Raw genomic sequence first — 21,434 nt, forward strand, 5'->3', positions numbered from 1 at the left:
GGATTACCGGCGCGATATGCGTCGGGCTTTTCTATAAGATAGAGATGAAACGGCTGTGTTCAATGCGATAATAGCGCACCAAAGAACCCATTGGCCCCACCTTCCAATTCAACGGACCATTCATCCGTGTCCTCAACCGCAGGGGCAGCGATCAATTCGCCGTTCAAGAACACACCCGGCGTCACCATCAAAGCCGCACGTGGCACACCCAATTCGCGCCAGTCTTTGATCTGTGCAAGCCCGTCCGCCCCAAGGGCGCGCACCCGGTAAACGGGGTCTTCTTCTTCGCCCTCGACATACCAGCGATCGTCCCATGCATCGCCAATATCTGACGTTAAGTCTTTGATTGCATTGAATTCCCGGTAAATCCAAAGTGTATTGCCTTCGCGCTGAATCTGGCAGCCATGCAGGGTATGTCCGACCCCCTCACGGATGGAATGACGGGCCACTTCAACCGCATTACGGCGCGGCGGGTACTCCGCATTGCTAAGCCATCCCAAAGCATGCACCAACAACCGACGCGAGATTTCAACCGGCAAAGTGCGATAGACTTTCATGTTAAAACACACCGCACCGTGCGACACTTCGACAACCTCACGGGCCGCCAAAAAAGTTTGCCAATTCAACGCGGCACGCGCTTGAGACATTTGATCGGCCACCGCAGTCAGGTTTTCTGTCGAAAACCCCAAGGGCTCCAGAATGCGCAGTGCATCGCGCATGCGAATGCGTTCGTAATCTCGATCTTCATTGGACGGGTCTTCTGCCCACACCAAACCTTCGCTTTGCAAATAGCTGCGCAAATCACGCCGTGTGATCCCCAAAAGCGGGCGCACCCACGTGACTCCGTTTTGCATACGGCGCGCGGACATCGCGGACAATCCATCCACACCCGCACCACGGGCCAACCGCATCATCAGCGTTTCCGCCTGATCGTTGGCGGTATGGCCCAACAACACCACAGAAATGCCATTACCTGCGGCCCAATCCCCCATCAATTCGTACCGCGCAACACGCGCCCGATCCTGAAGATTGCCGCCGCCATCCCAACCCGACCAATATTCCAAATGGTGCTGACAGCCGATGTCTGCGCACATTTGTGTCACCAGCTTCAATTCCTGATAGGCATCTGCCCGTAGGCCGTGATCGATGCTGATGACGTGCAATTCAATCCCGTGTTCTTCGGCGAATATGGCCGCCAAAGATAGCAAGGCCATGGAATCACCCCCACCCGATACAGCGACCCCTAGTTTGCTAGGTGGTTTGGGCAAAAGCTGTTGTGCGAAGGCGTCCGAAAGGTCTGCCTTGTTCATTATGAAGAACACCCGATGTTGCGCATTTGCGCATTGGCTTGCAGTGCTGCATCTGCGGTTGGAAAGCGGACTGACACTTCCGATAGCATCACGCAGGCTTCGTCGACTTGGTTGAGGCGCCCCAAAGCCGCCCCCAACCGGAAAAGCGCGTCTGGCGCTGTCGGTCCGGTTTGGTCAGCGCTGAAACTGTCCAGATAGGCGCGGGCAGCGGCGCGGATATCGCCCAGCCCTTCCAAAGCTTCACCGCGCTTGAAATCAGCCTGAACCGCTAACGGTCCGCCGGGATAGGTTTGATTAAAGGTCGCAAACTGGTCCGCGGCGCCGCGAAAGTCACCGGATGCGAGCGCCTCCGACGCCCGCTCGAAGTCTGCTTGTTCTGTGCCTGCCAATTGCGTTTCAGGTTGCGTTGGGATTGGCTGCGTGGGGGTTGGTGCCGCGCCAGTTTCTCCCCCAAGTGTCGATGTTTCACCCAAAGCGCCAATGTCGCCGCCTTCCAGTTCAACAAGACGGAATTCCAGATCGCCAATTCGGTTTGTACCGTCTGTCACAACACGGTTGATGCGAAATTCAAGTTGCTCTGTTTTGCCGGTCAGCGACTGCAAGGCAAACTCGATGCTTTCGATACGCTGTAATACAGATCCACTGGCAACACCGCCTGTGGCGCTGCCCGTGGTGTTCAATTCACGCTTTAGTTTCTGAATTTCCACATTCAGCACGGTCAGTTCTTGGCGAATGTCAGCCAAAGTCTGTTCGTCTTGCGCCGCCGCCTCAAAAGGCAGCGCCATCAAGCACACCGCAAAAAGCACTTTGTAACGCATTTCGGTCCTAACCTGTCAGGCCACCCGCCAAAACAGTGACGGCGCGGCGGTTCTTCGCATAGCACGCTTCATCACTGCATACCTCAGCTGGTCGCTCTTTGCCATAAGAGACTACCTTAAGGCGAGCACCTGAAATTCCCTTTGAAATCAAATACGACCGGGCCGCATCGGCACGTCGTGCACCCAAGGCCAGGTTGTAGGCTGTTGTGCCCTGTTCGTCGGCATGACCTTCAATGACAGCTGTGTAATCGGTGTTCGTGATCAGCCATTGCGCCTGACCATCCAGAATTGCGCGCCCTTGGTCTGTCAGGGTGGATTGATCCACCACGAACAAAACACGGTCCCCGACCGCTTGCTGGAAATAGGCAACAGATGTGGGATCGGACACTGATCCCGGAATGACCCCTCCGGTCCCTGCGCCGGCTGTGCCATCCGTGACACCACCGCCCCCCAGACCTGCGGGGTTTGTACAAGCAGACAGCGCCAAGGCCCCTGCAACCAGTATCATTTTAACTTTGGTATTCATCTGCTCTGCCTCTTTTGGACTGAATTATTAATGGCTCTTAACACGTTTCGGGCAAGGCCCATATCATTTCTGCAGCGGCGACCAAGACGGCTCTGACCCGCCTTCGGGCGTGCGCACGGGACGCAGGTTCCGCCCCGAAATATCAACCGAATACAACGTCGATGTGCCAGACGCGCCTTGGGTCTCGCGGTGGAACATGATCACGCGCCCGTTTGGCGACCAGGTTGGCCCCTCGTCCAGAAACGATGCGGTCAGCAACCGCTCTTCGGATCCGTCCAATCGCATCACACCAATATGAAAGCGGCCTTTGGATTGCTTGGTGAAGGCAACCAGATCGCCGCGCGGCGACCACACTGGTGTGCCGTAGCGGCCTTGCCCGAAGGAAATGCGTTTCGCCTCACCGCCGCTTGCGGGCATGACATACAACTGCGGGCTGCCTGAGCGGTCACTTTCAAACACGATCTTCGTGCCATCGGGGGAAAAACTGGGGGCCGTTTCAATGGATGGCGCAGACGTCAGGCGGGTTGTGGATCCGTTGCCGATGTTCATCGCAAACAGATCGGTGTTGGACCCCGAAGCCTGGCTGTAAACCACCGTCTGCCCGTTGGGGGCAAAGCGCGGTGCAAAGCTCATGACACCGTCTTGGCTTTCCAGAACGCGCCTTTGAACCGATCCTACATCCAACACGTAAATACGCGGAAACCCCGTTTCATAAGAGGTATATAGCACACGATCACCCGTAGGGCTGAACCGCGGCGCAAGAACAATCGCGCGGCTGTCTGTCAGATATTTCACATTCGCGCCGTCATAATCCATGATTGCCAAGCGCTTCTTGCGGTCGCCCTTTGGTCCACTTTGGGACACATAGACCACGCGACTGTCGAAATAGCCGGTCTCGCCTGTAATGCGGCTGTAAACCGCATCGGCCACCTTATGGGCCATACGCCGCCAACCATCTGTGGTGCCTTGAAATTGCAATCCGCTGCCCAATTCTCCGCCCGAAAACACATCGTAAAGGCGAAATTTGACTGTCAGATTGTTGCCGGACACGTTGACGGCGCCTGTGACCAAAGCTTGCGCATTGATCGCCTTCCAGTCGGCGAATTGCACGGCTGCCCCAAAATCACTGACCTGGCTGATATAGGCGCTGGACGGGATTTCACGAAACAACCCCGACCCTTGCAAATCCGCCGCCACAACACGGGCCAACTGTGCGCCCATCTCGGCGCTGCCCGCATTTTCAGCGACAAAGTTGGGGGACGCGAACGGCAACGGCTCAATCACACCTTCGTCAATGACAATGCGCAAGGGTTCCGCGCGCACCGGCAAAACACTCATGCTGATCAGCATCACGGCACAGGCCAGGAGAACTCGAAGTATCATTTGATCCGCATCCTTTCAGGATTGAAGGTCATCTCAATCTCTTTCCATTGATCGTATTTGTCAGCAGGCAGCGGAAAACCGCGTGCACCACAGCGAATTATCGCGCGTCGTGCGGTCTCATAAGCCTGTTTCGTCGCCGACGCCGTGCCACCTTCCGACGATAGCATTCGAACAGAGCTTGCTATCGGTTTGCCGTCTTGGGACATCGCAACACTGACCGTAACGGTGGTCTGCAAGGCATCCGATGATAAAGACCCGACGTTCCAACAGCTGGATACAGCAACACGCAATGCATCCTTTTCACCTGCCGACATTGGCGGGCCGCTTGGCGCAGTCGGTGTATCATTGGTGGCGTTCAACGCCGCATCCAGCGCCGCCTGAACGGCCGCGTCCGTATCAGAGCTATTGTCGTCCTGCGTGGTTTGCGTCTGTGGCTGCGTTTCCGGCTGCGGGGGCTGAGCCGCAGGAACAGGGCGCGACGGACGCGACGGCGGTCTCAGCGACGCATTCGGTGCAGCGGCGGGTTTTTCCGCTTCCGTTACAATCTGGTCAGAGGCCGCTTCGGGTGCTGTGGCCTCTTGCGTCTCTTGCGGGGTTTCGCCCGTATCGCTTTCGGTCACCGCATCTTGTTGCACAGGATCAAGTGCGGCTTCGGGGTCGGGCTGCGCGACAGGATCCGGGGCCACGCGGTCCGATGGCAGTGGCACCGCCTCTTCGGCTTGTTCAGGCACCAAAACGGCAGTCTCTGCCGGGGGCGTGGGCAGCTCAGGCGCCACATCATCCACGTCTGCCTCAGGGGGCGGGGCCAATTCGGTGACGTCAGGAACCAGATCCGCAGGGGGTGTTTCAACCGCTTGCGGAACCGGTGTTTCTGCCACAGAATCAGATGTTTGCGGCACATCGGGGGCATCATCAACGGGGTCAGGCTGCGCAGGTTGTGCCACATCGGTGGCGGAAGACGGCGCTTCTTGCCCCGCTATAAGCGCTGCAAAATCTGCACCAGAGATCACCGACACTTCTGTCGCTTCAATCGGCAAAGGCTCTGATTGAAAGACGCCGCCCAGCAGCACCCACCCAATCAGTGCCACATGGCCGGTCCCGGATATGACTTGGCCCACATCCATGCGCTATTGCTCAACTGTCCCATCAAGGGTCGGTCCACCAATATCCGTCACCAAACCGATGTTTGAAAATCCGCCTGCGTTCAACGCGCCCATAACCTGCATGACCAGTTCGTAAGGCACCGCACCATCGGCACGCAAAAACACTTTGTCGCTGTCGCGCTCTGACGCGATGGCACGCAGTTTTGGCACCAGATCATCACGCGCCGTGGCGGTGGTCTGGATTTGCACTTCACCCTCGGCCGTAATGGTCACTGTCAGCGGTTCTTCTTGTTCCACGTCTAACGCACCAGCTGCGGTTTTGGGCAGTTCAACTGGCACGCCCACCGTCAACAAGGGGGCTGCGACCATGAAAATGATCAACAGCACCAGCATCACGTCGACAAACGGCGTGACGTTGATCTCGGCCATAGGCCGCGTACGCCCTCCGCGCCGCCTGCGTCGCCCGCCGCCCTCTTTTTGAACAACCCCTGCGCCCATGATCAGCTGTCCAACTGGCGGCTGAGGATGGTGGCGAATTCGTCTGAAAACGCCTCATAGCTGGCAACAATGCGATCACTGTCCGCGCTTAGCTTGTTATAAAAGATCACAGCTGGAATCGCGGCCAGCAGACCCAACCCCGTGGCCAAAAGTGCCTCGGCGATGCCCGGGGCCACGACAGCCAAGTTCGTGTTTTGCTGTTCTGCAATCTCGATGAAGGCATTCATGATGCCGATGACTGTCCCAAACAAACCGATGAACGGCGCGGACGATCCAACCGTCGCCAGAACCGTCAAACCCTTTTGCAGGTTCTCCGCCTCTTTGTTGATCGCCACATCCATAGACCGGTCGATGCGGGCTGTGGCACCTGCAATCAAACCACCATCATCACGGTGCGACCGGCGCCATTCCATCATTCCGGATGCAAAAATCTTTTCGGATTGGCCATCAGGTGTTGCACCGATCTGATCAAAAAGTCCGTCCAAAGGCTCCCCCGACCAAAAGCGTTCATCAAAGGCCTGCGCCTCGGACCGCGCCTTGCGGTACTGGATCAGCTTTTGCACGATTATGGACCATGCCCAGAACGAGGCCACGATCAGCATGATCATCACAAGTTTTACAGTGAACGTCGCACGTGCGAATAGGGCCCACATGGAGAAATCAATCTCCTGCGCAAGGGCCAGCGCCTCATTTTCCATATGCCTGCTCTCGTTGCGGTTCGTTTTTCGAACCATTATTGCACCCGATTCTAACCAAAGAACACGGGGAAAGCTATCACTATGGTGTCATATCAGCCTTGTTTAGGCAGGGATGCGCGGATTTTTGCAGGCAAACGGGTCGGTTTTCCGGCTGTGGACATGCAAGCCGCAGTGACTTTGGCACGGAAAATAACCTTTTCGCCCAACAGCACCTCTTGGTCGAACACCCAACGCACAGCGCCTTGACCGTAATGCGTGCTTTTCACAACCAGACGATCCCCAAGGCGGGCCGACCCAAGGTAATCAGCCTCCACACGGGTCACGACGAAGACAATCTCGTCTTCGCGCATTGCCCGTTGGTCGACACCCATATCTTCCACGATGGTAGAACGCGCCCGTTCGATAAACTTCAGATAGTTGGCGTAATAGACAACGCCCGCCATATCGGTGTCTTCGTAGAATACGGTGACGGGGAATTGGTGGATCATTGTGCAACTCCTACCCTTGCCGCCAGACGCAGCGCATGTGTTTTGTCTATTGATGCGCCGGGCAATATTGGATCATACGCCGCGCGGATCAACGCGCCGATCTCGGGGCGCAAAACCGTCACCTCACCCGCCACCGCCAAAGGCGACTGCGTGCGAAACGCCATATCCGACCACAACAACACCGATTGCACCACTTGCGACAACGCCAACGTCTCGGCAGGGACATCCCCTAAATGCTGATCCATGCGTAAAAACACAAAACAGCACTTGATCGCGCCCGCCTCATCAAATCGAAACACACGGTATTGATTGGCCTCTGCCGCCTTCAAGCGATTCACCAAAGGCACCAGATCCGGCACCAACCCATCCAACCCCGGAACCTCGGGCAGTTCGTCCCATTCGGAAAAGAAAAACCACATGAAATTGCTACCAAGCTCTGGGTCGGTCTCAACCACTTCCAAGCCCGCAAGGTTTGAGACAGCCTCAATCGCGCCTTTCACAACGGATAAGGTCTCTTCTTGCACGCCAAATACCACAGGGGCCATCGGACGGCCCCAACGCGCAAACACAAACGCACCATCGCCACGCGTAAACAACGGCTCTATCTCGGAATGATCCATCTTCATCTCGCTCAATAAACCTCCCCCGGAGGGTCCCCAAGGATCAGCCAAACAAATCGCTCTGCGACTTAGGTGGCTCTAGCCCCAAATGCGCCCAAGCCTTGGCCGCCAACATACGACCGCGCGGGGTGCGCTGGATCAAGCCTTGCTGCAAAAGATAAGGCTCAATCACCTCCTCCAAAGCATCACGGCTTTCACTCAGGGCGGCACTCATGGTTTCAATCCCAACTGGACCGCCACCATAGTTCTCGGCAATCAAAGACAGATACCGCCGATCCGCACCATCAAGCCCCAAGTGATCCACACCAAGGCGGGTCAGGGCACGGTCCGCAAGTGCTTTCGTGACGCGCCCGTCGCCTTCCACCACGGCAAAATCAACAACACGGCGCAAAAGACGGCCAGCAATACGCGGGGTGCCGCGGGCGCGACGGGCAATTTCGCGTGCCCCCGCCTCATCCGCAGGTGCGCCAAGTTTGCGGGCGTTGCGCTCAACAATCACAAACAACTCGTCTTCGGTGTAAAACTGCAACCGCGTCGGAATGCCAAAGCGATCGCGCAAGGGCGTTGTCAAAAGCCCCATACGTGTCGTCGCTCCGACAAGTGTAAAGGGCTGCAATTCGATGCGGACAGTCCGCGCGGCAGGACCTTCGCCTATAACCAGATCAAGTTCAAAGTCCTCAAGCGCAGGATAAAGAACTTCCTCGACGGCTGGATTAAGACGGTGGATTTCGTCGATGAACAGAACATCGCGCGCCTCGAGGTTTGTCAGGATCGCGGCCAAATCCCCCGCCTTGGCCAAAACCGGACCAGAGGTCATGCGAAAATTCACACCCAACTCGCGCGACATAATCTGTGCAAGTGTGGTTTTGCCCAACCCCGGAGGGCCGTGAAACAAGGTGTGATCCATCGCCTCGCCGCGTTGCTTGGCGGACTGGATAAACACCTTCAGATTTGCACGCGCCTCTGCCTGCCCGACAAACTCGTCCAAAGCCTGCGGACGCAAAGCGCGGTCGAAATCTTCGGGTTGTGCCTCGGGGCGCAAAGTTGGGTCAGGTTCGCTCATGGCTTCACCTAGCCTTTAGGGGCCAGCAACTTCAAGGCCGCGCGGATCAAGGCGGGTGTTTCGGCGCTTGGGTCTTCGCCTGCGGCTTGTGCAACTGCGCCTGCAGCGTCACCGGGACCATACCCAAGATTGCCCAAAGCTGACAGCGCTTCGGCCTGTGCAGATGGATTTTGCGGCGGAACGGGGGCAGTTGGGGCCTCGATCACCTCTGCATCGGCATCGCCCAGCGCTTGCGCCACTGTGCCACCCATTGCCATCACGCTTGGGGCTTTGTCCTTCAGGTCCAACACAACCCGTTGCGCAATTTTGGGACCGATGCCTTTGGCCGCTTTCACCGAATTCCAATCACCCAGCGCAATGGCACGGCTGACACCATCGACGCCCAACGTGCCCAGGATGGCCAAGGACGCTTTCGCCCCGACCCCCTGCACAGACGTCAGCAGGCGGTGCCATTCCTTTTCTGCCAATGTCGGGAAGCCATAAAGCTGCATTAAATCCTCGCGCACCACCAAATCAGTGAACAACGCGCAGATTTCCCCCGTCCCTGGCAAACCAGCCATTGTGCGTTCCGAGACAAACACAATGTAGCCCACCCCGCGCACATCGACCAAAACGTGGTCGGTGCTGCGATAGTCGATACGACCCGTGATCTTTCCAATCATGCGATGGCCCTTTCCACGGCTGCGGCCAAACCTGCGGCACCACCGTGATGGGCGTGGCAAATGGCAATGGCCAAGGCGTCCGCAGCATCGGGGCTGTCAATCACCACGCCGGGCAATTGCAGTTTGACCATATGCAGCACTTGTTGTTTTTCCGCGTGGCCAACACCAACAACGGTTTTTTTGACCTTGTTCGGGGCATATTCGCCAACAGGCAACCCCGCTTGAGCCGGCACCAGCATGGCAATGCCCCGGGCTTGCCCCAGTTTCAAAGTGCCTGCGCCGTCTTTGTTGACAAATGTTTGTTCAACCGCGGCGGTGCGCGGGCGATACTGCGCAACAACACCACTCAACCCTTCATGCAAAGCCAGAAGACGCGCGGCCAAATCCGGCCCCGTTGAATGGATGACCCCGTTCGCTACATGGCTTAGACGGGGCCCTTCGACATCGATAATGCCCCACCCCATGTTCCGAAGTCCGGGATCAATGCCCAAAACACGTATTTTCACCACTGCGCCCTGCTCTTTTATCTATTTGTTAAGCCTGTAGCACGAAAGGCGAACATCCGCCAAGCGCGGATTGAAATGCTGCATTGCGGCATAAAAGCGACACAAGGCGATCAAAGACGACATTCAATACCTTCCTTGCCCCCTAAACTGCCAAAATCGACACTGCCATAGGTCAATTTTTTGCCTTATTTACGGTATGTTAACCACATTTCGGACCCATGCACAGAATGCATATCACACATGCAAAGAAACATTCTTGTAGCGCGTAATATTTGAGCATAGATGCCTCTCACACAAAGACCGGAACGTCCCGGCCAACACTTTAAAGGACTGCTACAATGGCAACTTTCGACACAACACGCACAACATACGGCTCAGCTACAGTAGCAGGCCAAGTTACCCGTTTCTTCCACAATGCACTGTCTTCAGTTCAGAACTGGAACGAAGCACGCATCACACGCAATGCACTGTCCGCTTTGACTGACCGCGAGCTGGAAGACATCGGCTTGTCACGCGGCTCTATCGAAACATTCATCGGTCGCTAATCGCGACACAAGCAGAACGATCTCTCAAGGTCGGCGATCCTCCCCGTGAGTTTACCTTGATTGAGACGGCAAAAGCCGCGTGTCCCAACGGATGCGCGGCTTTTTTGTGCCTGTAAACTGTGCCTGTAAACTGTGTCTGTGGATGCATCGACGTGCAGGCGCCGAACTGGTTCACGCCAACGGGGTCAAAATAAACCCCGTAGCGTTGCCAGTATAAATTCCGGGATCAGCGCAGGATGGGACCAATCATTCCGGCAGCATATTGGGTGGCCGGATCGATTTGCATGGCCAAAGCGCCAGCTTGCTCAAATACTGTTCCGGTTTCCAGCTTGCCCAAGCGATCCGAATAGGCATCTGGCCCGACCGCCGCCAACAAAAAGGTTTTGAACAGCAGCAACGCCGCAATCGCAAACATCGCAAACTTGAATGGCATAAAGGCATTTTTGCGCTTTGGTTGGATAACGATCAAACCGTCGGCACGCATCTTCGGCGTATAGCCATTGGCCATTGCAGCATGCTTACGGCCCAAATCGCGTAAGCGGTGGTCAAATTGTGTTTTTGCATCAATCATAGCAGCCTCGAAAATCAGTACCCCCACCAACTTTCATAAAACTGTTTGCACTGAAAATGTGGCAAAATCTGGGCAAACCCGTCAAATGCGGTTAAAACACGGCATGAATTACGCGGGTTTTTGCAGCATTAACGTTGTCCATTCAACAATCTCTTCGCGGTGAACAAGATTGATACCGTTTTGTGCATAAACCTCAATGATTTCATCCGCTTGCTCATTCAGGATGCCGGACAAAATGGCAAAGCCGCCTTTTTTGAGTCGCCCCGCCATATCAGGTGACAGCGCAATCAACGGTCCTTTGAGGATATTGGCAAAGACCAGATCAAATGGCGCACTTTCAGCCAGTGCAGGCGCATCAAATCCTGCCGCCTCTACACATGTCACGCGCCCTTCAAGGCCGTTTGCCCGCACGTTAACCTCGGCCACATCAACTGCAACCTGATCGATATCACTGGCCAACACCGTGTTGGGCCAAATCCGTGCAGCACCCATCGCCAGAACTGCAGTACCGCAGCCAATGTCCACCACGCTTTCACCGACAAATCCATCGCTTGCCAAACGATCCAAAGCCCGCAGACAGCCCAATGTCGTGCCGTGGTGGCCCGTCCCAAACGCCATCGCGGCTTCAATCAACAAAGGTTCACACCCTTCAGGCACCTTGTCGGCATCATGCGACCCGTACACAAAGAAACGCCCGGCCTCGACCGGTGCCAATTCGCGGCGCACATGGGCCACCCAGTCGGTTTCGGGCAATTCCGAAATCACAAAGGGTTTCGCGCCAAAAGCCGTTGTCAACAAAGCCAAGCTGGCAGTGTCGGGCGCTTCGGTAAAGTATCCACCGATCTCCCAAAGCCCCGATCCGTCTTCGACCTCGAACACGCCAATACCTGTGGGCTCGGGCACAAGACGTTCCATCGCCTCGCCCAGTTTTTCGGCGGCGTCTTTGCCTTCAAGCGTGGTCAAAGCGGTGAATGTGGGCATCTAACGGCTCCTGTAGCGGTCTGGGTTCGGATAGGGTTTGGGTGGCGCAGACTGTGCCGCCATGTCGGGTGTTAAGGATGCCACATAACGCCAGCCCCAAAGCGCTGCAAGCGCCCCAACAACGACACCTGCCATGGCTTGCCCGTAAATGACGCCTGCCGGGCCAAAACTGGCCGCCATCCACGTCGCGATAGGCCACATCAACGCGCCATCCTTGATCCAGTTCACAAAGGTCGACCGTCCCGGCTGGCCAAGGTTGTTAAAGGCGGCGTTGGAGGCAAACAATGCACCGACAAAAACAAAACCGCCCACCCCAACAGAGGTGAAGGCGCGAATGACATCGGCCCCCTGACCCGTCAACCCGAACCCTGCGATGATATAGGGCGTCGCACTGGCCAGAACGGCCCAAGTGACCAATGTATAGATCAAGCAAAACACGAGCGCATTTGCATAGGTGCTGCGCAATCGATCATACTGGCCCGCCCCATAGTTCTGGCCGAAAATACCGCCAATGGCCCCCGAAAGTGCAAAAATCCCCCCAAAGGCAAGCACTGTCAAACGGCTGGCAACAGCCCAGGCAGCCACGGCTTCGTCTCCGAAGGGGGCCATGATCGACGTCAGGATGTAATTGCCGACAGGTGTCGACATCTGCGTGGCGATGGCGGGCGCCGCAATCCACAGAAACGGACGCGCTGCTGCCTGCATGGTCTGCAAAGACGGGCGCCCGATCAAATCGGTTTGATACACCGCAAAATACAGCCCCAGCCCCATCAGAACGAAGCGAAACAGAACCAGTCCGACACCCGCCCCCGCCAGCCCCCATTCCAGCCAAAGGATCAAGAACGGGTCCACGACCATCAGCACCAGACCGGACACCAGTGTCACATACATTGCTTTGGCCCCGTAACCATCCGCCCGCAGAACGCCAGAACACACCAATGCCACGGCCATGGGCATCAGCGAAAATATCGTCAACGCCAAGTAATCCGCAGCCATCTCTGCCGTGTCGCCTGTGGCGCCGGCCAGCACGACCAGATCGTGGCGAAAAACAAAGATCAGCACCGCCACCGCCCCCTGAACAAGCGTCGCCATAGCCGTGGCAGCACCCGCTTGTTGCCGTGCAAGCGCGCGGTCGCCCTGTCCGATGCTGCGCGAGATAAGCGCCGTGGCCCCAATCATCAGCCCCACGCCGACGGAGACCGAAAAGAACTGGATCGCGTAAGCAAAGCCAATGGCCGCGACGATTTTAGGATCACCCAGTTGCGACAACCACAACAGGTTGGCGGCGTCGACCAAGAACACGAAGGTGATGCCAAAAGCGCCCGTGGCCGTCATACGCGCCACATGCCCCATGGTCGAGCCAGTTAGAAAGCGCCCCTGCTGCATCTATTCTGCAGGCGCCGGAGCCACATTTGAAAATACGGTTTCATGGCCCGGTTCCGGATTGCGCGGAATGAGCATGGCCAATATCAGCGACACCCCCGCCATGCCTGCCGCAATCAAAAAGACCAACAACGGCGAAACCAGCCACAAAAGCCCCAAAACCACCGGCAAAAACACCGCCGCTATGTGGTTAATGGTAAAGGCCACTGCTGCCGTTGGGGCGATATCGGCGGGGTCCGCGATTTTTTGAAAGTATGTTTTCAAAGCCAGCGCCAACCCAAAGAATATATGGTCTACAACATACAGAAATGCCGCCACGGCCACGCCCCACCCAAGGTAATAGACGCCGCCATAGGCCAAAAACACCGCAACCAACCCGGTGTATTCAAACATCAGTGTGTTGCGTTCCCCGAACTTGAACACGACGCGGCCCAATACCGGCGCCACGGCCATATTGATCAACAAGTTGACCAAGAACAGGGCTGTCAGATCATGCACCTCATAGCCAAATTTTTCGACCATCATAAAGCCTGCAAACACCATGAAAATCTGTCGCCGTGCGCCCGCCATGAACTGCAATGCGTAGTACAACCAGTAGCGTTTGCGCAGGACCATCTTTTTGGTTTGCGGCGTGGCGCCCTCGAATTGGGGGTAAAAAACCATGCAAAACAGTGCAATAGCAGCAGTGATCAGACCACCGGCCATAAAGACCATGTTGTAGGTCAGGCTCCATGCCTCCCAGAACACCATGATCACAAGATACACAGCAAAGGTCGCGGCCGACCCGGCGGCAATCAACCACCCAAGGGTCTGTGGGGCGCGGTCTTTCGGGATCCATTGCAGTTGTAAGGACTGGTTGACCGTCTCGTAATAGTGAAACCCGATCGAACTGAGCATCGTCAGCGTCAAAATTCCACCCAAACTGGGGTATTGCGCCGTGATGGCAGACGCCACGCCCAGCAAAATCAACGACACCAGCCCCAAAATCTGTTCACGCACAAATATAATGATGGCGATGACGCCCACAGCCAGAAATCCGGGAATCTCGCGCACTGTATGCAGCAGGCCGATGTCCGCGCCGTCAAACGCTGCGACTTCAACGACAAAATTGTTCAAAAGCGCAAACCATGTGTTCAGCGCAATCGGCATGGCAATGGCCATCAGCAACAGCAATGCGATGGGACGACGCCAGAACGGCAAATGTTGAGTGTCAGAGACTGGAAGGATACGCATGCCCTTCGCTTACGCCCAATTGCTTAAAAAGGCGATAGAGCAATCACGCACACCCATAGTTGAGATCGCGAACGCTTAGAAAAAGAGGCCGGTTCAGTAGAAACTTTGCGGATCAATGTCCACAGCCAGCCGCAAGTCGCCTTTGACCTGCACCTGCGATGTCCACCGCGCAATGGCGGCTTGCAGTGCGACCCCTTTTCCGGCTTTGACCAGCAACCGAACACGGTGACGCCCGCGCACCCGTGCAATCGGGGCGGGGGCCGGGCCGTACACTTGCGCCCCAATCGCTCTAAGCGGCTTGTCGCGGCGCGCCAGTTCATTGGCAATATCAAAAACTTGGGCCACATCTGGCCCACTGACAATGATGCCCGCCATGCGTCCATAAGGCGGCACCCCCGCCTGTTCGCGCTCTGCGGCTTCTGCACGCCAAAACCCTTCTTCGTCCCCAGCCAAAATCGCGCGAATGACAGGGTGTTCAGGCTGATAGGTCTGCAACAGGGCCGTCCCCGGTTTTTCGGCACGGCCCGCACGGCCCGCAACTTGCCGCATCAACTGGAATGTGCGTTCAGCCGCCCGCAGGTCCGATCCTTGCAGGCCCAGATCCGCATCAATCACACCCACAAGGGTCAAGTTGGGAAAGTTGTGCCCTTTGGCCACCAATTGTGTGCCAATCACGATGTCGGCCCCGCCCGCCGCAATCGCTTCGATCTCGGCTTTCAACGCACGCGCAGATCCGTACATATCGGACGACAGCGTGGCGATACGCGCATCCGGAAACAGCTTTGCGGCCTCTTCGCCCAAACGCTCGACCCCTGGCCCAACAGGTGCCATGCGCCCTTCCGCATCACAGGACGGGCACTTGTCTGGAATTGGTTTGGATTCACCACATTGATGGCACACAAGCCGGTTCTGGAACCGGTGTTCCACCATACGTGCGTCACAATCATCGCAGCCGACCTGATGCCCGCAAGCGCGGCACAGGGTGATCGGCGCATAGCCCCGACGGTTGATGAACAACATCGCCTGTTCACCCAATGCGATGCGCTTGTCCACTTCCGCCTTCAAGCGATCCGACACCCATCGATCCGACGGCAGCTTGTCCAACCGCATATCGATGGTTTTCATTGTGGGCATGACCGCAGGGCCAAACCGCGACGTCAGATCAAGGCGCTTGTACTTGCCATTTTCGGCGTTGGCCCAGCTTTCCAATGACGGGGTGGCAGAGGCCAGCACAACATGTGCGCTGCAAATGGACGCCCGCAGCACCGTCATATCACGGGCGTTGTACAACACCCCTTCTTCTTGTTTGTAGGATGTGTCGTGTTCTTCATCGACAACGATCAGACCAAGGTTCTGGTAGGGCAAGAACAACGCCGATCGCGCCCCGATCACAAGCTGCGCTTGCCCCTGCCCGACCATACGCCAGATCCGGCGGCGTTCGGTCATGGTGGCCCCTGAGTGCCATTCCGCAGGCCGCGCACCAAAACGTTCTTCGACACGTTTCAAAAACTCGGCAGTCAAGGCAATCTCGGGCAGCAACACCAAAGCTTGCCGGCCGGCTTTCAGTGCAGCGGCCACGGCTTCAAGATAGACTTCGGTTTTGCCAGAGCCGGTCACACCACGCAGCAAGGTTGTGCCGTACCGTGCGCCCGCAATCTCGGACGCAAGATAGGTGGATGCCGCGGCCTGATCTTCGGTCAGCGTTTTGCTGGGCCGCGACGGATCCAGTCGCGCAAAAGGCAGATCGCGCGGGCTGTCTTCTTCGGCGACCACGTTTTGCTTTACCAAACCCTTGATGACAGATGACGTCACCCCCGCCATTTCGGCCAGTTCTTTTAGGGTAAAGGACAGATCACCGTACTCTGCCAAAGTCTCAAGAACGCGCTTGCGCGCGTCGGTCACGCGGTCAGGTTCCCCTTCACCGCGTCTGTAAATTTTGCGCATCGACGGTGGATCACCAAGACCCGGCGCACGGGTGGCCAGCCGAAGCATCGCAGACATGGGGGTCAGCGTATAATCTGCGGCACGGCGCAGAAATTCGCGCATCTCCAAACGCATGGGGGCCGCATCCAAAACACGGTATGCGCTGCGCACCTTGTTGATGTCCCAATTGCCTTGCCCCGCGCCCCAAACGACGCCCAAAACTTTACGGGGCCCCAGAGGCACTTCGACAAATGCCCCTAAATGGCAACCGCCTTCGGGGGCTTTGTAATCCAACATCCGGTCCAACGGCTGTGTTGTCAGTACACCAATCAAGGCACCTTCATGGAAGAATTCAGGGTCACTCACAGCGCGGCTTTCACAGATTTTCGGGGTTTGCTGATTTCATCTCAATGAGGTACACGCATCGCCAACGCAATACCACCACGCGGTGACAGATGTTACCGTGCGCAATCACAAGGATGCCACCCTATGAAATTCTTCGTCGACACCGCCGAAATCGATGCAATCGCCGAACTGAACGACCTTGGAATGGTCGACGGGGTCACAACAAACCCGTCTCTGATCCTGAAATCCGGCCGCGACATTCTGGAAGTCACAAAGGAAATTTGCGACCTTGTAGACGGTCCTGTTTCCGCTGAAGTGGTCGCACTTGAATCAGACGCCATGATCGAAGAAGGCCGCAAACTGGCCAAGATCGCCGACAACGTCACCATCAAGCTGCCCTTGACGTGGGACGGCTTGAAAGCCTGCAAAGTGCTGTCCGGTGAAGGCAATATGATCAACGTCACATTGTGTTTCTCGGCCAACCAGGCGCTGCTGGCGGCCAAAGCCGGTGCCACGTTCATCTCGCCCTTTATTGGCCGTTTGGACGACATCAATCTGGATGGCATGGACCTGATTGAGGACATCCGCACAATCTATGACAACTACGGTTTTGAAACGGAAATTCTGGCAGCCTCGATCCGCTCTGTGAACCACGTGCAGCAATGTGCACTTGTCGGCGCCGACGTGATCACGGCCCCACCAGAAGTCATCAAGAAGTTGGCGACACACCCGCTGACCCAAGCCGGTCTGGATCAATTCATGAAAGACTGGGCCAAAACCGGTCAATCCATCGTCTAAAGCGTTTTTAGCAAGTCCTTCAACGCCGATGGGCTTAGGGGAAAAAGATCGTTGTGCGGGGCTTCGGCCCCGCCATTTTTTTGATTTACGTGTTCCATGGCCTGTCAATACCGCACATATGACGCCTAAGTGATGGGGAAAAACCGCCAATTCTTCCACCCTGACGCGCAATAACAACAAAAACAGGCGAATTTGCGGTGCGCTTACAAAAAAAGGGCAGCTTTCAAATGACAGCCATGTTAAAACTTAGCAAATTTAAAGAGGCGCATTATGAGCAGTAGCCCGAAAATAGAAGACACTCTCCGCGAGGCGATTATTTCGCAGCCCGGCGTTATTCTGGACGACAAAGACGTCATGCACGCTTTGATCGCGGCGAATGAACGTGCGATGGGCGGCAACATCGTCGACCTGCGTGGCATCGCGATGGAGCGTTTGGAAAGCCGTCTTGACCGGCTTGAAGACACACATCGGTCGGTGATTGCCGCCGCGTATGAAAACCTGGCTGGCACAAATCAGGTGCATCGCGCCATCTTGCGCATGCTGGACCCTATCGAATTCGAACCTTTCTTGCGCAACCTGTCAGGAGAAGTGGGCGAGATCCTACGCGTGGATGCCGTGCGTCTGGTCTTGGAATCCGTGCAAAACGACAACGATCCGGCAGTTCAGCGTCTGGGCGAAGTCCTGAGTGTCGCAGAACCCGGGTTCATCGACGATTATCTGACGTTCGGGCGTGGTGGTCATGTCCGCCAAGTTACTTTGCGACAGGTCCAAGACGCATCAGGAACAATTTACGGCGACAAAGCAGACTGGATAAGATCAGAATCCTGCTTGAAACTGGATTTTGGCGACAGACGTTTGCCCGGATTGTTGGTTCTGGGCGCAGAAGACCCGCATATGTTTGGCCCACAACAAGGCACAGACCTTTTGGCCTTCTTTGCGGGCGTCTTTGAACGCGCAATGCGCCGCTGGTTGTCATGAGCCTGATTTCTCCGGCTGCACGTGATGCTTTGCAAACGTGGCTGGAACATCAAAAATCTTTGAAAGGCGCTGCGAGCAACACAATCACCGCCTATCAGGGGGATGTGACTGAGTTTCTGGCGTTTATCACGGGTCACAAAGCCGCCCCTCAGGGTTTGACGGCCCTGTCCGATGTAACAGTCAGCGATATGCGGGCGTGGATGGCCAACACACGATCTGCAGATGTGGGCCCACGGTCTTTGGCACGCAAACTGTCCGCGGTGAAAGCCTTCTATCGGTGGTTGGCCGCGCGTGAAGGGTTTGAACCCACGGCTGTTTTGCTGACGCGCAGTCCAAAGTTCACCCAAAAACTGCCGCGGCCTTTGGCTGTGGATGCCGCGCAAGACCTCATCGACTGTGTCGAGCTACAATCGCAAACACCCTGGATTGCAGCCCGTGATGTGGCCGTGGTCACGCTGCTGTGGGGGTGCGGTTTGCGGATATCCGAAGCCTTGGGGCTTACTGCCGGCGACGCCCCCCTGCCACAAGTCATGCGCATCATCGGTAAAGGTGGGAAAGAACGGATCGTGCCCGTGGTCGACGCCGCGCGGGATGCTATCAGCGCTTACATAAACCTTTGTCCTTTTGCTCTGAAAGACGATCAGCCAATGTTTCGGGGCGTTCGGGGCGGCGCCTTGTCCCCTCGGGCCATTCAAAAGGTGATGGCTTCGGCCCGTATGCAACTTGGCTTGCCAGCCACAGCCACGCCCCATGCCATGCGGCACAGCTTTGCGACGCATCTGCTGAATGCAGGCGGCGATTTGCGATCAATCCAAGAACTGTTAGGACACGCATCCTTGTCGACAACCCAGGCCTATACGGCTGTGGATACCGCACGTTTGATGGAAGTTTATGATCGTGCGCACCCCAAAGCGGGATGACAGACGCACATCACGAAAACGTGCAATACCGTTAAATGAAATGTGATCCCTTCTGTGCCAGTTTGTCGCAGTATGCCACATGCGGCATAAAAACATGCGCCAAACACAGGAAATATCAATGACACTTTTCACGCGCCTGAGCGCCGCCGCCATCGGGCTTACACTGACCGCCACAACAGCCTTCGCAGAAGACTGTGCAGCCATCACCGTCGAAGATTCGTTTGATCTGGAACCAGATGCCATTGTTGCCCTGTACGACTGCCTGAACGAAAAAATGGCCACCGGATACGCCAAGGAAGGCGACGAAATCGGCAGCAATTTCCGCAGTTGGGCCGCAACCTCAACGCGCCCTGCAGTCCAAGGCGCACACGGCAACCGGATTTTGAACACCTTCGCCAATGACGTCGCAGCCGAACAGTATCTGAAGTATCAAGAAGAAGGCTTTACGATGCCTGTTGGCTCCATTCTGGCCAAAGAAAGCATCACAGTGTCGATCAAAAAGAAAAAGGCGCGTCCCGGCCCCTTGTTGATGATGACCAAAATGGAAGCGGGTTCTATCCCCGAAACCAATGACTGGTTGTACACAGGCATTCAGCCCAACGGCAAAACCATGAAGGTCAAACAGTCCTTCTGCCATGATTGCCATGAACCCTATGAGGATAGCGATTTTCTGGCATATCCAATCGAAGAAGTGCGTTTGGGGCAGTAAGTCACGCATGCACGCGCAAGGCTTGTTACAAAGGCCTGCATCATGAGAATCTCAAGCCTGCCAGTTTCACTGGCAGGTTTTGCTTTGCATCCGCCCTGCCGTTGCGGCATGTAAGGCGACATGACACCAAAATTCAAAGCCCTCAGTGTTCACCTGCTTACCGCCACAGGCGCTGTCTTTGCCATGTTGGCGATGCTGGCTGCGGTTGATGCAAAATATGATCTTATGTTTTTGTGGCTCGTTGTCGCTTTTGCGGTGGACGGAATTGATGGGCCATTGGCGCGACACTACAATGTCAAAGACAACGCGCCGGAATTCGACGGGGTTCTGCTGGACCTGATCATCGACTACCTGACCTATGTGTTTATCCCAGCCTTTGCTTTGTTCAAATCCGGGCTGATGGACGGGTGGACAGGATGGTTTGCGATCATCGTGATCACCTTCGCCTCGGCGATGTATTTCGCAGATACCCGCATGAAAACAAAAGACAATTCATTCTCGGGGTTTCCCGGATGCTGGAACATGCTGGTGCTGGTGATCTTTGCACTGGAGCCGAATTTTTGGGTTTCACTGGGGCTTGTCACAATCCTTGCCGTGGCCATGTTCTTGCCGTTGAAGTTTGTACATCCAGTGCGCACGGAACGCTGGCGCACCATAACTTTGCCAATGGCATTGGCGTGGACCTTCTTTGCGGGATGGGCCGCTTGGGTGGATTTCCACCCTGAAAGCTGGGCGCATTGGGGGCTGATCGTGACATCTGTCTACTTGTTGGGTGCAGGCATTGCACAGCAAATGACCGAAAAGGCGGATTAACCCTGTCTTTTTCCTAAAGATGCCACAGGGGCCCGCAGGCGGGGGCAGCGCCCCCACGCCACATCAAATCAACAAACCCGCCGCACCTTCGTGACGCAACAGGGCCACCTTGGTCTCAATCCCCCCCGCGCCAGAAAATCCCGTCAGCCCCTTAGCGCCCATAACGCGGTGGCACGGGACAATGATAGGAATGGGGTTTCCACCACAGGCGCCACCGACGGCCTGCGCGGGCGCACCAAGCGCTTTGGCGATCTCACCATATGTGACCGTATATCCAAAAGGAATGGCCGACATCTGGGCGCATACAGCTTGCTGAAAGTCGCTGCCTTTGATGCGCAACGGCAGTTCAAAAACCTCTAGCGTGCCTGCATCGTAACGCTGAAGCTGACACGCTGCTGCGTCCAATACATCCGAACGATCAACGCAGCCGGACAGTTTCCAGTCCAAGGCCACAATCGCGCCGTCTTCCTCGACGACGCACAAGTCCCCGAACCGGGTTTTCACGTCTCTTCGTTTCATCTGAATCTCCTTGGCGCAACGCTAGAAAGAGACGCAGCCAA

General features: G+C 56.2%; 24 protein-coding genes. 6 read left to right on the forward strand and 18 right to left on the reverse strand.

The annotated features are described in order from the left end of the window. Nucleotides 1–59: 59 nt before the first annotated feature. The 12 genes from tilS to ruvC form a co-directional block, all read right to left on the reverse strand. On the reverse strand, nucleotides 60–1,310 hold the full coding sequence (gene tilS / locus ABJL60_RS11420; RefSeq protein WP_348375482.1) for a tRNA lysidine(34) synthetase TilS: 1,251 nt from the start codon (nucleotides 1,308–1,310) through the stop codon (nucleotides 60–62). Then, entirely contained in the window at nucleotides 1,310–2,128 is an 819-nt protein-coding gene (ybgF, locus tag ABJL60_RS11425) for a tol-pal system protein YbgF (protein ID WP_348375484.1), read from the reverse strand. Before ybgF ends, tilS begins: the two co-directional genes overlap by 1 nt. Nucleotides 2,129–2,135: 7 nt before the next feature. Beyond that, nucleotides 2,136–2,654 (reverse strand): peptidoglycan-associated lipoprotein Pal, encoded by a 519-nt coding sequence (gene pal / locus ABJL60_RS11430; RefSeq protein WP_348289505.1) that lies wholly within the window; start codon nucleotides 2,652–2,654, stop codon nucleotides 2,136–2,138. A 63-nt stretch (nucleotides 2,655–2,717) separates the two neighbouring features. Next, nucleotides 2,718–4,037: a Tol-Pal system beta propeller repeat protein TolB gene (gene tolB / locus ABJL60_RS11435; protein WP_348289507.1), complete on the reverse strand. Its 1,320-nt coding sequence runs from the start codon at nucleotides 4,035–4,037 to the stop codon at nucleotides 2,718–2,720. Further along, entirely contained in the window at nucleotides 4,034–5,161 is a 1,128-nt protein-coding gene (locus ABJL60_RS11440) for an energy transducer TonB (protein ID WP_348375486.1), read from the reverse strand. The genes tolB and ABJL60_RS11440 overlap by 4 nt, the downstream gene beginning before the upstream one ends. Before the next feature lie 3 nt (nucleotides 5,162–5,164). Further along, nucleotides 5,165–5,638 carry a protein TolR gene (gene tolR, locus ABJL60_RS11445; protein WP_348289511.1) on the reverse strand — a complete coding sequence of 158 codons (474 nt, stop codon included), beginning with the start codon at nucleotides 5,636–5,638 and terminating at the stop codon, nucleotides 5,165–5,167. A gap of 2 nt (nucleotides 5,639–5,640) precedes the next feature. After that, nucleotides 5,641–6,336, reverse strand: coding sequence for a protein TolQ (gene tolQ / locus ABJL60_RS11450; protein WP_348289512.1), 696 nt, complete (start codon nucleotides 6,334–6,336; stop codon nucleotides 5,641–5,643). 92 nt (nucleotides 6,337–6,428) lie between these two features. Further along, complete coding sequence (locus ABJL60_RS11455) at nucleotides 6,429–6,824, reverse strand: YbgC/FadM family acyl-CoA thioesterase (RefSeq protein WP_348375488.1); 396 nt, start codon at nucleotides 6,822–6,824, stop codon at nucleotides 6,429–6,431. Then, nucleotides 6,821–7,444, reverse strand: coding sequence for a hypothetical protein (locus ABJL60_RS11460; protein WP_348289523.1), 624 nt, complete (start codon nucleotides 7,442–7,444; stop codon nucleotides 6,821–6,823). Before ABJL60_RS11460 ends, ABJL60_RS11455 begins: the two co-directional genes overlap by 4 nt. 43 nt (nucleotides 7,445–7,487) lie before the next feature. Then, on the reverse strand, nucleotides 7,488–8,507 hold the full coding sequence (gene ruvB, locus ABJL60_RS11465; RefSeq protein WP_108827716.1) for a Holliday junction branch migration DNA helicase RuvB: 1,020 nt from the start codon (nucleotides 8,505–8,507) through the stop codon (nucleotides 7,488–7,490). An 8-nt stretch (nucleotides 8,508–8,515) separates the two neighbouring features. Beyond that, the gene (ruvA, locus tag ABJL60_RS11470; protein ID WP_348289516.1) at nucleotides 8,516–9,169 is read right to left on the reverse strand and encodes a Holliday junction branch migration protein RuvA; all 654 of its coding nucleotides are present in this window, start codon (nucleotides 9,167–9,169) and stop codon (nucleotides 8,516–8,518) included. Continuing rightward, complete coding sequence (gene ruvC / locus ABJL60_RS11475; protein ID WP_348375591.1) at nucleotides 9,166–9,669, reverse strand: crossover junction endodeoxyribonuclease RuvC; 504 nt, start codon at nucleotides 9,667–9,669, stop codon at nucleotides 9,166–9,168. The genes ruvA and ruvC overlap by 4 nt, the downstream gene beginning before the upstream one ends. A 344-nt stretch (nucleotides 9,670–10,013) precedes the next feature. Between ruvC and ABJL60_RS11480 the strand changes: the two genes are divergently transcribed. After that, nucleotides 10,014–10,220 (forward strand): DUF1127 domain-containing protein, encoded by a 207-nt coding sequence (locus ABJL60_RS11480; RefSeq protein ID WP_348375490.1) that lies wholly within the window; start codon nucleotides 10,014–10,016, stop codon nucleotides 10,218–10,220. 226 nt (nucleotides 10,221–10,446) lie between these two features. On the opposite strand, the gene ABJL60_RS11485 is transcribed toward ABJL60_RS11480, so the two are convergent. The 5 genes from ABJL60_RS11485 to ABJL60_RS11505 form a co-directional block, all read right to left on the reverse strand. After that, a complete protein-coding gene (locus ABJL60_RS11485; protein ID WP_348375492.1) occupies nucleotides 10,447–10,791 on the reverse strand; it encodes a hypothetical protein in 345 nt (114 codons plus the stop codon). A 108-nt stretch (nucleotides 10,792–10,899) separates the two neighbouring features. Then, the gene (locus ABJL60_RS11490) at nucleotides 10,900–11,772 is read right to left on the reverse strand and encodes a 50S ribosomal protein L11 methyltransferase (RefSeq protein ID WP_348375494.1); all 873 of its coding nucleotides are present in this window, start codon (nucleotides 11,770–11,772) and stop codon (nucleotides 10,900–10,902) included. Beyond that, complete coding sequence (locus ABJL60_RS11495) at nucleotides 11,773–13,158, reverse strand: MATE family efflux transporter (RefSeq protein WP_348375496.1); 1,386 nt, start codon at nucleotides 13,156–13,158, stop codon at nucleotides 11,773–11,775. Further along, nucleotides 13,159–14,388, reverse strand: a complete 1,230-nt coding sequence (locus ABJL60_RS11500) for an MFS transporter (RefSeq protein WP_348375498.1) — start codon at nucleotides 14,386–14,388, stop codon at nucleotides 13,159–13,161. 93 nt (nucleotides 14,389–14,481) lie between these two features. Then, a complete protein-coding gene (locus tag ABJL60_RS11505; RefSeq protein WP_348375593.1) occupies nucleotides 14,482–16,608 on the reverse strand; it encodes a primosomal protein N' in 2,127 nt (708 codons plus the stop codon). A 192-nt stretch (nucleotides 16,609–16,800) separates the two neighbouring features. Between ABJL60_RS11505 and fsa the strand changes: the two genes are divergently transcribed. From fsa to ABJL60_RS11530, 5 genes are all read left to right on the forward strand, one after another. Next, nucleotides 16,801–17,454, forward strand: a complete 654-nt coding sequence (fsa, locus tag ABJL60_RS11510) for a fructose-6-phosphate aldolase (RefSeq protein WP_108827709.1) — start codon at nucleotides 16,801–16,803, stop codon at nucleotides 17,452–17,454. Nucleotides 17,455–17,724: 270 nt separating this feature from the next. Further along, the gene (locus ABJL60_RS11515) at nucleotides 17,725–18,432 is read left to right on the forward strand and encodes a DUF484 family protein (RefSeq protein WP_348375500.1); all 708 of its coding nucleotides are present in this window, start codon (nucleotides 17,725–17,727) and stop codon (nucleotides 18,430–18,432) included. Next, complete coding sequence (locus ABJL60_RS11520) at nucleotides 18,429–19,352, forward strand: tyrosine recombinase XerC (protein ID WP_348375502.1); 924 nt, start codon at nucleotides 18,429–18,431, stop codon at nucleotides 19,350–19,352. Before ABJL60_RS11515 ends, ABJL60_RS11520 begins: the two co-directional genes overlap by 4 nt. A gap of 118 nt (nucleotides 19,353–19,470) precedes the next feature. After that, nucleotides 19,471–20,061 carry a cytochrome P460 family protein gene (locus ABJL60_RS11525; RefSeq protein WP_348290494.1) on the forward strand — a complete coding sequence of 197 codons (591 nt, stop codon included), beginning with the start codon at nucleotides 19,471–19,473 and terminating at the stop codon, nucleotides 20,059–20,061. A gap of 120 nt (nucleotides 20,062–20,181) precedes the next feature. Further along, on the forward strand, nucleotides 20,182–20,874 hold the full coding sequence (locus ABJL60_RS11530; protein ID WP_348290496.1) for a phosphatidylcholine synthase: 693 nt from the start codon (nucleotides 20,182–20,184) through the stop codon (nucleotides 20,872–20,874). Between the two features lie 63 nt (nucleotides 20,875–20,937). Here ABJL60_RS11530 and ABJL60_RS11535 read toward each other — a convergent pair whose 3' ends face one another. Further along, nucleotides 20,938–21,393 carry a methylated-DNA--[protein]-cysteine S-methyltransferase gene (locus tag ABJL60_RS11535; RefSeq protein ID WP_108827704.1) on the reverse strand — a complete coding sequence of 152 codons (456 nt, stop codon included), beginning with the start codon at nucleotides 21,391–21,393 and terminating at the stop codon, nucleotides 20,938–20,940. Nucleotides 21,394–21,434: the final 41 nt, after the last annotated feature.

This window comes from Ascidiaceihabitans sp. (assembly GCF_039986515.1).
Classification (GTDB): Bacteria; Pseudomonadota; Alphaproteobacteria; order Rhodobacterales; family Rhodobacteraceae; genus Ascidiaceihabitans.

Coding starts and splice junctions, on each gene's coding strand:
- tilS (WP_348375482.1), bottom strand. CDS start 1,310: ATGAACAAGGCAGACCTTTCGGACGCCTTCGCACAACAGCTTTTGCCC.
- ybgF (WP_348375484.1), bottom strand. CDS start 2,128: ATGCGTTACAAAGTGCTTTTTGCGGTGTGCTTGATGGCGCTGCCTTTT.
- pal (WP_348289505.1), bottom strand. CDS start 2,654: ATGAATACCAAAGTTAAAATGATACTGGTTGCAGGGGCCTTGGCGCTG.
- tolB (WP_348289507.1), bottom strand. CDS start 4,037: ATGATACTTCGAGTTCTCCTGGCCTGTGCCGTGATGCTGATCAGCATG.
- ABJL60_RS11440 (WP_348375486.1), bottom strand. CDS start 5,161: ATGGATGTGGGCCAAGTCATATCCGGGACCGGCCATGTGGCACTGATT.
- tolR (WP_348289511.1), bottom strand. CDS start 5,638: ATGGGCGCAGGGGTTGTTCAAAAAGAGGGCGGCGGGCGACGCAGGCGG.
- tolQ (WP_348289512.1), bottom strand. CDS start 6,336: ATGGAAAATGAGGCGCTGGCCCTTGCGCAGGAGATTGATTTCTCCATG.
- ABJL60_RS11455 (WP_348375488.1), bottom strand. CDS start 6,824: ATGATCCACCAATTCCCCGTCACCGTATTCTACGAAGACACCGATATG.
- ABJL60_RS11460 (WP_348289523.1), bottom strand. CDS start 7,444: ATGGATCATTCCGAGATAGAGCCGTTGTTTACGCGTGGCGATGGTGCG.
- ruvB (WP_108827716.1), bottom strand. CDS start 8,507: ATGAGCGAACCTGACCCAACTTTGCGCCCCGAGGCACAACCCGAAGAT.
- ruvA (WP_348289516.1), bottom strand. CDS start 9,169: ATGATTGGAAAGATCACGGGTCGTATCGACTATCGCAGCACCGACCAC.
- ABJL60_RS11480 (WP_348375490.1), top strand. CDS start 10,014: ATGGCAACTTTCGACACAACACGCACAACATACGGCTCAGCTACAGTA.
- ABJL60_RS11485 (WP_348375492.1), bottom strand. CDS start 10,791: ATGATTGATGCAAAAACACAATTTGACCACCGCTTACGCGATTTGGGC.
- ABJL60_RS11490 (WP_348375494.1), bottom strand. CDS start 11,772: ATGCCCACATTCACCGCTTTGACCACGCTTGAAGGCAAAGACGCCGCC.
- ABJL60_RS11495 (WP_348375496.1), bottom strand. CDS start 13,158: ATGCAGCAGGGGCGCTTTCTAACTGGCTCGACCATGGGGCATGTGGCG.
- ABJL60_RS11500 (WP_348375498.1), bottom strand. CDS start 14,388: ATGCGTATCCTTCCAGTCTCTGACACTCAACATTTGCCGTTCTGGCGT.
- ABJL60_RS11505 (WP_348375593.1), bottom strand. CDS start 16,608: ATGTTGGATTACAAAGCCCCCGAAGGCGGTTGCCATTTAGGGGCATTT.
- fsa (WP_108827709.1), top strand. CDS start 16,801: ATGAAATTCTTCGTCGACACCGCCGAAATCGATGCAATCGCCGAACTG.
- ABJL60_RS11515 (WP_348375500.1), top strand. CDS start 17,725: ATGAGCAGTAGCCCGAAAATAGAAGACACTCTCCGCGAGGCGATTATT.
- ABJL60_RS11520 (WP_348375502.1), top strand. CDS start 18,429: ATGAGCCTGATTTCTCCGGCTGCACGTGATGCTTTGCAAACGTGGCTG.
- ABJL60_RS11525 (WP_348290494.1), top strand. CDS start 19,471: ATGACACTTTTCACGCGCCTGAGCGCCGCCGCCATCGGGCTTACACTG.
- ABJL60_RS11530 (WP_348290496.1), top strand. CDS start 20,182: ATGACACCAAAATTCAAAGCCCTCAGTGTTCACCTGCTTACCGCCACA.
- ABJL60_RS11535 (WP_108827704.1), bottom strand. CDS start 21,393: ATGAAACGAAGAGACGTGAAAACCCGGTTCGGGGACTTGTGCGTCGTC.